Genomic DNA, 13983 nt, shown 5'->3' on the forward strand with positions numbered 1-13983 from the left:
CGCGGTGCATCAGCGCGGGAATGCGGGGGCCGTGTCAGGCGTCGAGGCGGGCGGCGAGCGCCTCGAGGAAGGCGACCACTCCGGGCGGGCCGTCGAGTACCAGGTCGGCGCGTTCGGCGAGCGCCGTCACCTCGGTCGACCCCGAGCACACCAGCAGGCCGGCCAGGCCTTCGCCGCGCAACTCCTCGACCGCGTCGTAGGCCGGAAGGTCACCCAGGTCGTCGCCGGTGTAGGCGACACCGCGCGGGCCGACCTCGGCGACCAGGGAACGAAGGGCCGCGCCCTTGTCCATGCCGGCGGGCTTGAGCTCCAGCACCATCCGGCCTGGCTGCGCGACGAGGTCGTGGTCGTGGGCGAGTGCCGTGAGCCGGTCGTTGAGCAACTCCGCGGCCGCGGCCGGGTCGGCGGTCTGGCGTACGTGGACGGCGACGGCGCGCCCCTTGTCCTCGATCCGGGTGCCCGATGGCGCTCCCCACTCCTGGAGCAGCCGCGGCAGCGCGCGGCGTACGGACTCGACCCCCTCCGCCACCGGTGGCGCGGTGATCTCGCCGGTCCGCGCGTCCCAGCGTTCCTCGCCGTAGTGGCCGACGACGAGCAGGCCGGCAAGGGCGGAGACGTCGGCGAAGCCACCCAACCGGACGACGACCTCGGCCGGGCGACCGGTCACGATCGCCAGCGCCTGGAAGCGTGGGGCGAGCCGGGCCAGCACCGGCACCACGGCCGGATGCGCGAAGGCCCGCTCCGGGTCGTCGACGATCGGGGAGAGCACGCCGTCGAAGTCGAAGGCCAGCATCGCCCGCTCAGGCTGCTCGAGGAGAGCGGCAAGGCCGGCGATCCCCGCGTCGGTACGCGGGGTGGGAAGCGACGGGGTGGCGCTCACACCTCGACACCGAGCCGACGGGCGGCCCGGGCACGCTGGCGACTGGAACGCAGCCGGCGGAGTCGTTTGACGAGCAACGGGTCGAAGGCGAGGGCGTCGGGCCGGTCGATCAGCGCGTTGAGTACCTGGTAGTAACGCGTCGCCGACATGCCGAACTGGTCACGGATGGCCTGCTCTTTGGCGCCGGCGTACTTCCACCACTGGCGTTCGAACGTGATGATCTGCTGGTCACGCTCAGAAAGGTTGCTGCTACTGCCGGGCGCGTCTTCTGGGGCCGAGCCGTTGGATGTGCTCGTTCCGGTGTGAGGAGCTGGATCCATCGCAGCGTCCATACGCAGGCGTTCCCTCCACGACGATCAACCCCCCGGCGATCAACAACGAGTGCCATCGTACGACCGAAGAACAGGGATGTCATTTGCCCCGCTGGCCCTTTCTGTGATCCTTTCGTTTTCTTGATCCGGTACGCATGCCGCCGCCGCCCGGTGCACCATGGGCCGGTGCACGCCGACCGATCCTCCGCCGACCCGTCCCCGGCCACCGCCGACGCGGCCCGCCTGGACGTCCGCGAACTCCTCCACCGTTTCGGCACCGGCGAGACCTCGGCGGCCGACCTGGCGGCCGACCTGCTGCGCCGGATCGAGGAGGTCGACCACGACGGCCCGACCATCCGCTCGGTGCTCGAGACAGACCCGGACGCGGTGGACACGGCGGCCCGGCTGGACGCCGAGCGGGCGGCCGGACGCGTCCGCGGTCCGCTGCACGGCGTACCCGTCCTGGTGAAGGACAACATCGACACCGCCGGCCCGCTCCACACCACCGCCGGCTCCCTGGCCCTGGCGGACGTGCCGCCTCCCGGTGACGCGCCGCTGGTGAGCGCGCTGCGGGCCGCGGGCGCCGTCATCCTCGGCAAGGCGAACCTCTCGGAGTGGGCCAACTTCCGTTCGGCGGACTCGTCGTCGGGATGGAGCGCCACCGGCGGGCTCTGCCTCAACCCGCACGCGCTCGACCGTTCGGCCGGCGGGTCGTCGTCGGGGTCCGGTGCGGCGGTCGCGGCGGGGCTCGCGCCCCTCGCGATTGGTACCGAGACCGACGGCTCCATCGTGTGTCCGGCCGCCCTGTGTGGCGTGGTCGGCATCAAACCGACCGTCGGACTGATCCCCCGCACCGGTGTGGTGCCGGTCTCCCACAGCCAGGACACGCCGGGGCCGATCGCCCGCACCGTGTGGGACGCAGCGCTCCTGCTCGGCGTTCTCGCCGGCACCGACGCCGCGGACCCCGCCACCCTCCGGTCCACCCGGGCGGCACACACCGACTACACCGCGTTCTGCCGCCCCGACGGGCTGCGTGGCGCCCGGATCGGGGTTCCCCGTGCCGGGCTCTGGGGTTACAGCGCGCACGCCGACGCGCTCGCGGAGGAGGCGGTGCGCCTGCTCGCCGCGCGAGGCGCGACCATAGTCGACCCGGCCGACCTGCCGAGCATCGACGAACTCCGCGAGAGCGACGCCGAGATGACGGTGCTGTTCACGGAGTTCAAGGTCGGCCTCGAGGCCTACCTCGCGACCCGCGGTCCCGGCGTACCCCGCACAATGGCCGAACTGATCGCGTTCAACGAGGCGAACGCCGACCGCGAGCTCACCCACTTCGGGCAGGACCGCTTCGAGCAGGCCCTCGCCACCAACGGCTTGGAGGACCCCGCCTACGTCGCGGCCCTCGCTTCCTGCCGGCGGCTCGGCCGGACCCACGGGATCGACGCCGCGCTGAGTTCCCACGACCTGGACGCGCTGGTGATGCCGGCCTACCCGCCCGCGTGGAAGATCGACCTGGTCAACGGCGACCGGCCGGCAGGGAGCTGCTCGACGCCGCCCGCCATCGCGGGCTACCCGGCGCTGACCGTGCCGTGCGGGGCCGCGGACGGGCTCCCGGTCGGTCTGGCGTTCGTGGGTACGGCGTGGAGCGAGCCGACCCTGATCCGGCTGGCCTACGCGTTCGAGCAGTCGCTCGCCTGGTCGGGGCAGCCGGCGTACCGCCCCGCCAGGACCGGCTGACCACCAGGAGCGGAGCCGGTCCGGCGTCCGGGCCGGTGGTCAGCCGGGCGATCGGGCGGGTGGTCACGCGGCCGTCAGGTCAGGCCGCGCAGAGGCAGAAGGGGTGTCCCGCCGGGTCGAGGAACACCCGGAACGACGTGCCCGGCTGGTGGTCGTGCTTGCGCGCCCCGAGGGCCAGGACCTGCGCCTCGGCGGCGTCGAGGTCGGCGACGGTGACGTCGATGTGGGCCTGCTGCGGCCGATCGGCGCCCGGCCAGATCGGCGGCGCCCACTCCTGCGCGCGCTGGAAGGAGATGACGGCGCCGCTGTCGTCGCGCAGCGTCGTCCAGTCGGGATCGCTCACGTCGAGCTTCCCGCCGACGATCGCGGCGTAGAACTCGCCGAGCGAGCGCGGGTCGGGGCAGTCCAACACCACGGTCTCGAGGGTGCCGATGCCTGTGCCGGTGGGGGTGGAGCGGGTCATGAAGTGACCTCCAGATGTCGTCAGGGTCGAACAGGGCGGACTGGTCGGACGGGTCGCTGTCGAACAGGTCGCCGTCGAACAGAGGCGAGGCAGGTCGGTCCAGGGTCGTCAGGGGCGGACCGTCGTCCCCGCCGCCTGCGAGCGAAACCTGCGTAGGAAGTATGGCGGTTACGCCACCCGCCGCACAACCGGTATTCGCGTTTCACCGGTGTCGTGGTTGGCGGGGTCCCTCAGCGGAAGCGTGCCCACGTCGAGGCGCCTGACCCGACACGCCCGAAGGATCCTCGGCCGTTACCGGACGCCGCCCGCCCGCCAGTCGAACGGTCGACCGGATCACCGGATGGGTGCCCAGTAGCGTCGGAGAACAGCCGAAAGGAAAGGGACCCACATGCATCCCCGCATCCGTTGGGGCATCGCCGCCACCGGCAACATCGCCAACGTCTTCGCCCGCGAACTGGCCCTGCTGCCCGACCACGAGGTGGTGGCCGTCGGATCCCGCAACCTCGACCGCGCCAGGGCGTTCGCGCAGGAGTGGGGCGTACGCCGGGCCTACGGCTCCTACTCCGAGGTGGCCGACGACCCCGAGGTCGACGTCCTCTACATCGCCACCCCGCACTCCGACCACCTGGCGACCGCGCGGCACGCGATCGAGTCCGGGACGGCGGTGCTCTGCGAGAAGGCGCTGACCGTCAACGCCCACGAGGCACGCGAACTCGTCGCCCTCGCCCGGGAACGCCAGGTGTTCCTGATGGAGGCGATGTGGATGCGGTGCAACCCGCTCCACCTTCGACTGCGGGAACTCCTCGCCGGCGGCGCGCTGGGCGAGCCGCGGTCGCTGAACGCGACCCTCGGCTTCCTCGCCGACTACGACCCGACCGGACGGTTGTTCGCGCCCGACCTCGCCGGCGGCGCCCTGCTCGACGTCGGCGTCTACCCGGTCAGCCTCGCCCACCACCTGTTCGGTGCCCCGGCCACCGTCCAGGCCACCGCGACGCTCACGTCCAGCGGCGTGGACGGCACCGTCGGCATGCTGCTCGGCTACGACACCGGCGCGGTCGCGACGCTGACCGGTTCGCTCACCGGCCCACTCCCCAACGCCGCCTACGTCTCCGGCACCGAGGGGTGGGTCGAACTTCCGCCCGACTTCCAGGCCGTCGACCGGCTGCTGGTGCACCGCCCGGGCAAGGACCCGGAGGAGTACGCCGTCGAACTGCTGGGCGTCGGCTACACCTACGAGGCCGCCGAGGTCGCCCGCTGTCTGCGTGCGGGCCTCCTCGAGAGTCCGCTCGTCTCGTGGGCGGACAGCATCGCCGTGATGGAGGTGCTGGACGCCGTTCGGGCGCAGATCGGCGTGCGCTATCCGAACGACGCGGCCTACGACGACCTGGCGACTCCAGCGAGTGACGCCAGCGACAGCCAGCGGTGACAGCCGGCGACTGGACGAGTTGCGACTAGGACGAGGACGGCGAAGATGGCGGGGACCCTACGGCGCGCGAACGCCTCTGGCCACGACCACCCGGAGTAGCCGGGTGGTCGCGACATGTCCGGAAAAGGCGGTACAGCCGCGACGATCAGAGCGCGGGAAGTCGCACACGTAGGGTCAAAGTAGAAGCTCGTGCACCGACCGAGGGGATTGACACCCTGTGTCCACAGAGTCATCAGCCAGGTTCGTGGCCGCCGATACCGTAGCCGACGCCGCTTCCAGCGAGCCCGTCACCGAGCCGACCAGTGCCGATCCGGCCACCGACGCGACGGTCTCCGACGCGACGGTCTCCGACGCGTCCGTTCCAGACCCTGGCGGGCAGCCGAGCGCCGGGCTCGCCGGGTCCGCTGGTCCTGCCGTCGCCGGGCCCGCCTCAGTCGACATCGACCCAGCCGAGCCACCCCTGGTCCCTCTGCCTGCCAGCGAGCCGTTCGACGACCCGGCGTTCGAGGACGCCGCCTTCGAGGACGCCACGTTCGAGCACGACGCGTTCCGCGGCCAGATGAACACGAGCCCCGCCCCGGTCGACGTCCCGCACCTGGAGACGACGATCCCCGCACCCTCCGTCGTCGACCTCGCGCCGGCCGAGGCGGTCACCGACCTCTCCTCCGGGCCCAGGTTCTCCGGCGCGAAGGAGGCGGCTTCCAAGGCCGGCGGACCAGCCGGAACGAAGGCCGGGTCGAAGGTGCCCGGCGACCCCCGCACGGCCCGGTCGCCGAGCCGGACCGCGAAGCCCCGCCGGGGGCGTTCCTCGTTCGTCGTCGTCGCCAACCGGTTGCCCGTCGACCGGGTCGAGGGCGCCGACGGAACCCCGCAGTGGCGACGCAGCCCCGGTGGCCTGGTCACCGCGCTCGACCCGGTGATGCGGGTCAACAAGGGGGCCTGGATCGGCTGGGCGGGCTCGACCGACGAGGCGCCCGAGCCGTTCGACGAGGCCGGCATGCACCTGGTCTCCGTACCCCTGTCCGCCACCGAGGTCGAGAACTACTACGAGGGCTTCTCCAACGCCACGCTCTGGCCGCTCTACCACGACGTGATCGCGCCACCGGTCTACCGACGCGAGTGGTGGGAGGCCTACGTCCAGGTCAACCAGCGGTTCGCCCAGGCGGCTGCGGAGGTCGCCGACCGCGAGGCGGTCGTGTGGATCCACGACTACCAACTCCAGCTCGTACCGGAGATGCTCCGCGCTCTGCGTCCCGACCTGCGGATCGGCTACTTCCTGCACATCCCACTGCCCCCGGTCGAACTCTTCGGGCGGCTGCCGTGGCGGCAGCAGATCCTGCGCGGCCTGCTCGGCGCCGACCTGATCGGCTTCCAGCGGCCCGGAGCGGCCTCGAACTTCCTCCGGCTGACGCGCCGCCTGCTCGGCTACCAGACCCAGCGCGACCAGGTCTTCCTCCCCGACGGCCGGGTCGTGCGGGCGCGCTCGTTCCCCATCTCCATCGACGTCGCCGAACTCGAGGAGATCGCGCGGCGCCCGGAGACGCACCGGCGCGCCGAGGAGATCCGGGAGGAGATCGGATCGCCGGCGAAGGTGCTGCTCGGCATCGACCGACTCGACTACACCAAGGGGATCGCCGAACGCATCCACGCGTTCGCCGAACTGCTGAACGACGGGGTCGTGAGCCCCGACGAGGCGACGTTCATCCAGGTGGCGACGCCGAGCCGGGAACGCGTCGAGCAGTACAAACTGCTGCGCGACGAGGTCGAACTCGCCGTCGGTCGGGTCAACGGCACGCACGGCCGGATCGGCCGCCCCGCGGTCACCTACCTGCACTCCTCCCATGACCGCGTCGAGCTCGCCGCGCTCTACCGCGCGGCCGACGTGATGGTGGTGACACCGCTGCGCGACGGCATGAACCTCGTCGCGAAGGAGTACGTCGCCTGCCGGTACGACAACACCGGCACCCTCGTCTTGAGCGAATTCGCTGGCGCGGCCGACGAGTTCCGGCAAGCTTTCCTTGTCAACCCCTACGACGTGGACGGGCTGAAGAGCACCCTCGTCGACGCCATCCGGCTGGATCCGCGAACCGCGACCCGCAAGATGCGTTCGATGCGCCGCCACCTGGTCGAGCACGACGTCGACAAGTGGGCCAGCTCGTTCCTCACCGCACTGACGGGAGACATGCGGACATGACCGAGCGACGGCGGGTTCTGGCGCTCGACCTCGGATCGTCCTCCGTGCGCGCCGTGGTCTGCGACGAGCGGGCCGAGCCGCTGCCGGGCGTCCTCGCCCGGCGCACGGTCGAGCCGAGCCAGGACGACGACGGTCGTGGCGAGCTCGACCCCGACGCCTACCTGGCCGGCCTGGTCGGCTGCCTCGACGACCTGCACGAGGCCGGTGAGCTCGACGGTGTCGAGCTGGTGGCCTCGTCGTCACAGTGGCACTCCGTCCTCGCGGTGGGAGCCGACGGTACGCCGAGGTCGGCGGCGCTCACCTGGCTCGACACCAGGGCGCGCCCACGTCCGGAGCACCTGCCGGCCGACCCGGAAGCGTTCCACGCGCGCACCGGCGCCTGGGTGCACCCGTTGTACTGGTCGGCGAAGGTGCCGTTCCTGCGCGCGGAACTCGGCGCCGGGGAGCGGCTGCGGTTCCTCGGGCTGCCCGACTACCTGCGCGGCATCCTGCTCGGTACGGACGCCACGTCGGTGTCCATGGCCTCCGGCACGGGCCTGCTCGACCTCACCGCGCAGAGCTGGGACACCGAGGCGATGGAGCTCGCCGGGCTCGCGCCGGACACCGAGTTGCCGGCCATCGACGACACCCCGGTCCGGCTGGCCCCCCGTTGGCGGGACCGCTGGCCGGCACTCGCCGACGCCCGGTGGACCGCGACTCTCGGCGACGGCGCGGCATCCAACCTGGGCAGCGGCTGCACCGACGCCCGGTGCGTCGGCGTGACCGTCGGCACGTCCGCGGCGCTGCGCGTCGTGCACGGTCCCGACGTACCCCCACCGCCCGCGACGGTCTGGCGCTACCGCGTCGACACCGAACGCCTGGTGAGCGGCGTGGCGTTCTCCGGTGGCGGAGTGCTGCACGCCTGGGCGGTACGCCTGCTCGGGCTCGGCCCCGACGCCGAACCCACGATCGCCCCCGGCACCAGCGGCCTCCTCTCCGTCCCGCTGCACGCGGGCAGCCGGCCGCCCGGCACGACGCCACCCGGATCCGGGGTGGTCAGTGGACTCTCCCTCGACACCAGGCCCGAGGAGTTGCTCGCGGCCACGATGGAGGGCGTCGCCCTGGAGGCGGCCCGCGCCCTGGAGACGCTGGAGAAGTCGTTCGGCACCACCTTGGACGTCGTCCTCGGCGGTGGTGCGGTGCACGCCTCGCCGTGGTGGCGCCGGGCGTTCGCCGCGACCTTCGACCGGCGGGTCCGGCTGGCCGAGGACCCCGAGGTCGGCGCCCGCGGCGCGGCCGCGCTCGCCCTCGGCATCGACCTCGCGCCACCCGGCGAGCAGCTCGAACCCGACCCCGAGGACGCGGCCCGGATGGCTCGCGTACGCGTCCGCTACGACCGCTTCCGTGACCCGCTCACCAACGATCTGGCAGGTGACCTCACCAGTCCTGGCTGAATGGAGTTCCGCGCCGGGCCCGCAACCGGCAAGATGATGCTCCGCAACGGAAGGGGCACCTGGAGTGATGAAGTCGCCTGAGCGGGAGACCGAGCTCGACGCCGTACTCGAGCTCATCGCGAACGCCGTCGTGCTCGTCGATGCCCGCGCCAGGATCAGGCTCTGGAACGCCGCGGCCGAGTCCATCCTCGGCTGGTCGACCGCCGACGCCCTGGGCCGCGACGTCCTCGAGACCGCCATCGCCCCGGACTCCCACAAGACGGCGCGGGACCTGCTGACCAGGATCGCCAGCAACGGCACCTGGGAGGGCACGGTCCCGCTGCGCCGCAAGAACGGCGAGTCCGTCCTGTGTGCCGTCCGCGCCCGTGCCCTCCGCGCACCCGACACGGCCCGCAAGCCCACCGGCGAGGTGCTCGTCGTCTTCGCCGAGATGAGCACCGACCGCCCCGTCCGCACCATCGGCGGCAGCGCGGAGGAGGAACGCGCCGCCCTGCTCCGCGCCGAACGCGCCGCCAGGGCCGAACTCGAACACGTCCGCGACCGGCTCGCCTATGTCGTCCACGCGAGCAGCCGGCTGGCCTCCTCCCTCGACATCGGGATGACGATGGAGACCGTCGGCGAACTCGTCGTTCCCCGCTTCGGCGCGCTCTGTGTCATCGACCTGTGGGACGGCCGCCGCCTCGACCGGGTTTACGTCCGCGACGCCGACCCGACCCGGCAACCACTCGTCGAACGCGTACGCAAGCTTGGCGGCTTCCAGCGCGACGACGACCCGAGCCTGCGTGCGGTCTTCACCGGACGCCCTGCCGTGGTCACCACCACCGATCCCGAGACCGCCGCCCAGATGTACGACGACCCGCAGGCGCGGGCGATCGTCGCGGAGGCGGCCCGGGGCGGCGGCTTCGTGGCCGTCCCGCTGATCACGCGGGGACGGGTGATCGGTGTCCTGACCCTTCTCGGCCCCGGGCACGCGTACGGCCGCGAACTCGCTCCGGGTGAGGACCTCGCCGTTCTCGAACAGATCGCCACCCGCGCCGCGCAGAGCATCGAGAACGCCCGCCTCTTCGACGCCGAACGCCGGCTCGCCCGCAACCTCCAGGACAGCGAACGCCGGCAGCGCCGTGCCGCGCTCACTCTGCAGCGCAGCCTGCTGCCCGCCTGGACCCATCCGCCCGGCGACCTCGAGGTCGCCACCCGCTACTTCCCGGGCGCGGAGGAGGCCGAGGTAGGCGGCGACTGGTACGACGTGATCCCCGTGGGCCCCGGCCGAACCGCCCTGGTGATCGGCGATGTGATGGGCCGTGGGCTGCGAGCCGCGACGTTCATGGGCCAGGTCCGCACCGCCGTGCGCGCCTACGCCCGGCAGGACATGCGTCCGAAGGAGATCCTCGGCCTGGTCGACGGCGTCGTCACCGACCTCGGCGAGGCGGAGATCGTCACCTGCGTCTACGCCGTCTTCGACAATGCGCAGGGCACGCTCACCTACGCCTCGGCGGGCCACCTGCCGTTGCTGACCGTCGACAAGGCCGGACGGGCTCGGCGGCTGGACCACGAGGCGGGCCTTCCGCTCGGAGTCGGCGCCACCTCCGCACCCGAGCACGTCGTCTCCCTCCCCAGGGAGACGATGGTCGCGTTCTACACCGACGGCCTCGTCGAACACCGGCAACGCGACGTCGACGCGGGCATCGACGCGTTGGTCGACGCACTCGCGAAGGCGTCCGGCACCCTGGAAGGGCTGTGCGACCAGGTCGTGGACGCGCTCCGCCCGCCGATGGGCTACGACGATGACGTCGCGTTGCTCCTCGCCCGGGCCCGCCTCGACACCTGACGTGGTGAGTGGCGGGCCGGGCCTGCCGAGCCGTCTTAGCGAGCGACGTTCTCGGTGCCGTCCATGGTGGCGAGTTCGGAGCGCCTGGGCAGGCCCTCCCAGTCACCGGACACCGACACGGCGAACGCGCCACAGACGTTTCCGCGCCGCAGCCGTTCGGCCGGTCCGAGATCGTCCAGCAACGCGGAAAGATAGCCCGCCACGAACGCGTCGCCCGCGCCGACCGGGTCGATCAGGCTCACCTTCAGCGCGGGTGAGGTGGCGGTCTCACCGTCGATCACGGCGTAGGCGCCCTCACCACCGCGCTTCAGGACCACCTGCCTGGGGCCGAGCGCGACGAGCGCCTTGGTGACCTCGTCCACCGAGCCCTCACCCACGACCATCGCCGCCTCCTCCTCACCGGCGAAGACGATGTCGGCCTGGGCGACGAGCGACTCGAACTCCGCCGCCGCCTCCCGCGCGGACCACAGTGCGGCGCGGTAGTTGAAGTCGAAGGACACGAGTACTCCGGCGGAGCGGGCCGCCTCCACCGCCGTGTGCACGGCCGCGCGGGCCGACTCCGACAGGGCCGAGGTGATTCCCGAGACGTGCAGGAGGCCTGCCCGCTGGATCAGCTCGGTGTCGATGTCGGCGGGCGTGAGTCGGGAGCCGGCCAGGCCGCGCCGGTAGTAGCTCACGCGTACCCGGTCGGCCGTGCGGTGCTCACGAAGCATCAGGCCGGTCGCGACATCGGAGTCGACGCGCACCCGGGAGACGTCGATTCCCTCCGCGCGCAAGGCATCCTTGACAAGGAAGCCGAGGGGGTCGGCGCCGAGCCGCCCGATCCAGGCAGCCGAATGGCCGAGCCGGGACAGTCCGATCGCGACGTTCGTCTCCGCGCCACCGAAGGAGATCCGAGCCGGCGCTCCCACAGTGAACGCACCGGTCGTGGTGGCGGCCACCAACGCCATCGTCTCGCCGAGCGTCACCACCTGGACGCCGTGCGGCTGACCGGCACCGTCGGGTTGGGCGTCCCGCGTCTCGTGGGCGTCCGTCATGGCCGGCCCGCCGCGCTGGTCACACTGGCGACGAGGGTGCGGGCCCGCAGCGCGAGGGCGTCGAGGTCGCCGTTCGGCTCGCAGGCGTCGCCCACCAACGGGCTTCCGACGCCGACACCCACCGCCCCGGCCGCGAGATAGTCGCCGGCATTCGCCACGTCGACGCCACCGGTCGGGACGAGCGGGATGTCAGGGAGCGGTCCACGGACGGCCTTGAGGTAGGAAGGGCCACCCAGCGCGGACGCCGGGAAGACCTTCACCATCGCCGCGCCGGCCCGCCACGCCGTGAGGATCTCGGTCGGGGTGAGGGCGCCGGGCAGGACGGGGACGCCGAGCCGGTTGCCCTCCTCGATGACGTCGAGGCAGACCGCCGGGGAGATGAGATAGGTGGCGCCGGCGTCGACCGCCTGCCGGGCCTGCTCGGCCGTGACGACCGTGCCGGCTCCGAGGGCCACGCCGTCAGGCTTGCGCGCGGCGTAGGAGCGGATGGCTTCGGCGACGTCGGGTGCGGTGAAGGTGAACTCCACCGCCCTGATGCCGGCGTCGACCAGGACGTCGCTGACCTCGGCGTACCGTACGGCCGACGACGACCGCAGGATCGCGACCGCCGGGCACTCCTTCATAGCCTGCTGCAAGCTCACCCGTGCGCCTCCTCATCCGGCTGACCCGTGCACGACCGACTCCGGAGAGCCGCCGCGATCGATCACGGGGCCTGCGGATCATGGAGCCGTCGAGTCCCGAGTCTAGGACCTGCCCAGTGGATCAGCGCCGATGAGTGAGCGGGGTCGCGGGCCCCGGTGGGCGGCGGCGAGGAGGCCGGCAGGCGATGGATGACATGGGGAATGGCGGGAGGGGTCGTGCGCCGCGGTGGACGAGGCTCGGCTCGCCCGCGCTCGAGGAGGTCAACTCGGGCAGCCAGGACACGGAGTTTCGGGTGGCGACCGAGTTCCGCTGAGTCCTCCTGTGTCCTCCAACCGTAGGAGCACCCTCCTGGGTCCGAGGTGCCAAAGGGGCTGTCGAGGCGCGCCCGGACTCGGCCGTTCCGATGACCTCTCCTGGTCACCTCAGCGGCGGCCGAGGGCCCTGCGATGAGCGCTGGCCTCGCGAGGACACGGGCCTGGCCTCAGGGCAGCGTGGATCTCCTGTGCGGACAGCCCGCGTTCGAGGTCAGCGGCGGAGGGGGTGTTGTCTCGGGTCGGTCCACGGGGGTGGGATGTATTCGGGGTGGCCGTGGGTGCTCATGCGTACGGTCCAGTTGTCGTGGTGGACCATTTCGTGGTGGGAGGGGCAGAGCAGGACCCCGTTTCCTACATTCGTCGGCCCGCCGTCTGCCCAATGAATGATGTGATGGGCGTGGCACCACTTCTCCGGCGCCTCACAGTCGGGGAAGTTGCAGTGGTGTCCGTCGCGTTCGCCGATGGCGTGGCGTTGGTTGCTGGTGAAGAGTCGTGTTCCGGTGCCAAGGTCGAGGATGGCTCCGTCGCTGCCGAGGACGGCGGGGAGGATTTCGGCGTCGCAGGCCAGCATGCGTAGCCACCGCGCGGAGACCGCGATCCCACCCGGCACCTTCCCGAAAGCCCCGACCTTCGTCCCGCTGCCATCCCCGGTGCCGTTCTCACGATCCGCGCAGCCGCGGGTTGTCGGGGTTGAGGGATGCAGTGGCCTGCAGGGTGGTGTGGATGACGCCGTGCCCGTGCAGGTCACGTAGGTATTGGAAGGGGATGGTGGCGGTGAGGCGCGGCTTGGTCCCGCCCCGGGTGGGTGCGTTCCCGGCGGCTTGGGCGAGGCCGATCCATTCGATCGCGGCGTCGGCCAGGCGCCGGTCGTAGGGGCGGGTGTCCCTGCCGTGCGGGCCGGGGCGGGGTTTGGCGAGGGCGTCGAGCATGCCGTGCAACTGGGTCATGTAGGCCCGTTCGAACCGCATCGTGACCGTGCCGATGCCCGGCGCTGCGGTGCCGAAGTAGACGGTCCTGCTCGCCGCAGCCTTCCGCTCCTCCCGTGCCAACTGTTCACCGATCCGCCGGTCGGCGTCGTCAGGGGCCACGACCTGATACAGGCGGTCTCCCAACGCTCGCAGCTCCTGCGGGTCGAAGGTCTGTGCCTGTTCCACCAACGCGGCCTCGCCCTGGGCCTTGACGTCGGTGTCGATGTCGGCGGGGAGTCTCCCCATGGCGAGATGGATCTCCTGCGCATGCCGCAACGACACCCGCCCCTGCGACAGCGCCTTCTTCGTGCTGTGCAGGGTGACGTCGAGGGTCTTCGCCAGCTTCACCGCGCCACCGGCTTCGGCGCGGCTCATCCGGGTCTGCTGCCGGACCCATACCGCGGTGCTCGCCGCAGCGGTGGCGGCGTGCACCGCATTCACGTCGGCCTGTCGCACGAGGTCCAGGATCAGGGCGTCCAGACGCGCCCGCTCCCGCACAAGCTGGGCCAACGCTTCACCGAGGTCGGCGTCGGGGAGCGACCAGATCGGACAGGACGTGGCTTCGTCGAGGGAGTCGCGGACACCATCGACCACAGCACCAAGCGGATGGGTGGAGGTGGTGTCGGTGTCCATGACCAAACCCTAGACCCGACCACCGACAACAACCCTTTGTAAACAAGGGCATTCGAGCCACCCAACCAAGATTCTTTCGAAGAGTTTCCGGTCAGGAAACGCGCCCTGTCGCGAGCGCCG

12 protein-coding genes are annotated in these 13983 nt (G+C 71.7%); 5 read left to right on the forward strand and 7 right to left on the reverse strand.

The window, feature by feature from the left end:
• Positions 1-34: 34 nt before the first annotated feature.
• Together otsB and HEB94_RS44995 are read right to left on the reverse strand one after the other, a co-directional pair.
• On the reverse strand, positions 35-880 hold the full coding sequence (otsB, locus tag HEB94_RS44990) for a trehalose-phosphatase (protein ID WP_337918421.1): 846 nt from the start codon (positions 878-880) through the stop codon (positions 35-37).
• On the reverse strand, positions 877-1200 hold the full coding sequence (locus tag HEB94_RS44995; protein ID WP_192755500.1) for a DUF3263 domain-containing protein: 324 nt from the start codon (positions 1198-1200) through the stop codon (positions 877-879). Before HEB94_RS44995 ends, otsB begins: the two co-directional genes overlap by 4 nt.
• 177 nt (positions 1201-1377) lie before the next feature.
• Here HEB94_RS44995 and HEB94_RS45000 point away from each other — a divergent pair, with 177 nt between their 5' ends.
• A complete protein-coding gene (locus tag HEB94_RS45000) occupies positions 1378-2925 on the forward strand; it encodes an amidase (protein WP_337918422.1) in 1548 nt (515 codons plus the stop codon).
• A gap of 79 nt (positions 2926-3004) precedes the next feature.
• On the opposite strand, the gene HEB94_RS45005 is transcribed toward HEB94_RS45000, so the two are convergent.
• The gene (locus tag HEB94_RS45005; RefSeq protein ID WP_192755501.1) at positions 3005-3388 is read right to left on the reverse strand and encodes a VOC family protein; all 384 of its coding nucleotides are present in this window, start codon (positions 3386-3388) and stop codon (positions 3005-3007) included.
• Positions 3389-3776: 388 nt separating this feature from the next.
• On the opposite strand from HEB94_RS45005, the gene HEB94_RS45010 reads away from it, so the two are divergent.
• From HEB94_RS45010 to HEB94_RS45025, 4 genes are all read left to right on the forward strand, one after another.
• Positions 3777-4814: a Gfo/Idh/MocA family protein gene (locus HEB94_RS45010; protein WP_192755502.1), complete on the forward strand. Its 1038-nt coding sequence runs from the start codon at positions 3777-3779 to the stop codon at positions 4812-4814.
• A gap of 742 nt (positions 4815-5556) precedes the next feature.
• Positions 5557-7008, forward strand: a complete 1452-nt coding sequence (locus tag HEB94_RS45015) for a trehalose-6-phosphate synthase (RefSeq protein WP_192757097.1) — start codon at positions 5557-5559, stop codon at positions 7006-7008.
• The gene (locus HEB94_RS45020; RefSeq protein WP_192755503.1) at positions 7005-8441 is read left to right on the forward strand and encodes an FGGY family carbohydrate kinase; all 1437 of its coding nucleotides are present in this window, start codon (positions 7005-7007) and stop codon (positions 8439-8441) included. Before HEB94_RS45015 ends, HEB94_RS45020 begins: the two co-directional genes overlap by 4 nt.
• Positions 8442-8508: 67 nt before the next feature.
• On the forward strand, positions 8509-10269 hold the full coding sequence (locus tag HEB94_RS45025) for a SpoIIE family protein phosphatase (protein WP_192755504.1): 1761 nt from the start codon (positions 8509-8511) through the stop codon (positions 10267-10269).
• 35 nt (positions 10270-10304) lie between these two features.
• On the opposite strand, the gene HEB94_RS45030 is transcribed toward HEB94_RS45025, so the two are convergent.
• The 4 genes from HEB94_RS45030 to HEB94_RS45045 form a co-directional block, all read right to left on the reverse strand.
• Positions 10305-11306 carry a sugar kinase gene (locus tag HEB94_RS45030; protein WP_192755505.1) on the reverse strand — a complete coding sequence of 334 codons (1002 nt, stop codon included), beginning with the start codon at positions 11304-11306 and terminating at the stop codon, positions 10305-10307.
• Positions 11303-11947 carry a bifunctional 4-hydroxy-2-oxoglutarate aldolase/2-dehydro-3-deoxy-phosphogluconate aldolase gene (locus tag HEB94_RS45035; RefSeq protein WP_337918423.1) on the reverse strand — a complete coding sequence of 215 codons (645 nt, stop codon included), beginning with the start codon at positions 11945-11947 and terminating at the stop codon, positions 11303-11305. Before HEB94_RS45035 ends, HEB94_RS45030 begins: the two co-directional genes overlap by 4 nt.
• Positions 11948-12473: 526 nt before the next feature.
• Entirely contained in the window at positions 12474-12833 is a 360-nt protein-coding gene (locus tag HEB94_RS45040) for an HNH endonuclease signature motif containing protein (protein WP_192755506.1), read from the reverse strand.
• A gap of 88 nt (positions 12834-12921) precedes the next feature.
• Positions 12922-13863, reverse strand: coding sequence for a DUF222 domain-containing protein (locus tag HEB94_RS45045; protein WP_192755507.1), 942 nt, complete (start codon positions 13861-13863; stop codon positions 12922-12924).
• Between the last annotated feature and the right edge of the window lie 120 nt (positions 13864-13983).

The sequence above is a fragment of the Actinopolymorpha pittospori genome (assembly GCF_014873875.1).
GTDB classification, from domain to species: Bacteria; Actinomycetota; Actinomycetes; order Propionibacteriales; family Actinopolymorphaceae; genus Actinopolymorpha; species Actinopolymorpha pittospori.

Coding starts and splice junctions, on each gene's coding strand:
- HEB94_RS45030 (WP_192755505.1), bottom strand. CDS start 11,306: ATGACGGACGCCCACGAGACGCGGGACGCCCAACCCGACGGTGCCGGT.
- HEB94_RS44995 (WP_192755500.1), bottom strand. CDS start 1,200: ATGGATCCAGCTCCTCACACCGGAACGAGCACATCCAACGGCTCGGCC.
- HEB94_RS45005 (WP_192755501.1), bottom strand. CDS start 3,388: ATGACCCGCTCCACCCCCACCGGCACAGGCATCGGCACCCTCGAGACC.
- HEB94_RS45020 (WP_192755503.1), top strand. CDS start 7,005: ATGACCGAGCGACGGCGGGTTCTGGCGCTCGACCTCGGATCGTCCTCC.
- HEB94_RS45040 (WP_192755506.1), bottom strand. CDS start 12,833: ATGCTGGCCTGCGACGCCGAAATCCTCCCCGCCGTCCTCGGCAGCGAC.
- HEB94_RS45010 (WP_192755502.1), top strand. CDS start 3,777: ATGCATCCCCGCATCCGTTGGGGCATCGCCGCCACCGGCAACATCGCC.
- HEB94_RS45025 (WP_192755504.1), top strand. CDS start 8,509: ATGAAGTCGCCTGAGCGGGAGACCGAGCTCGACGCCGTACTCGAGCTC.
- HEB94_RS45045 (WP_192755507.1), bottom strand. CDS start 13,863: ATGGACACCGACACCACCTCCACCCATCCGCTTGGTGCTGTGGTCGAT.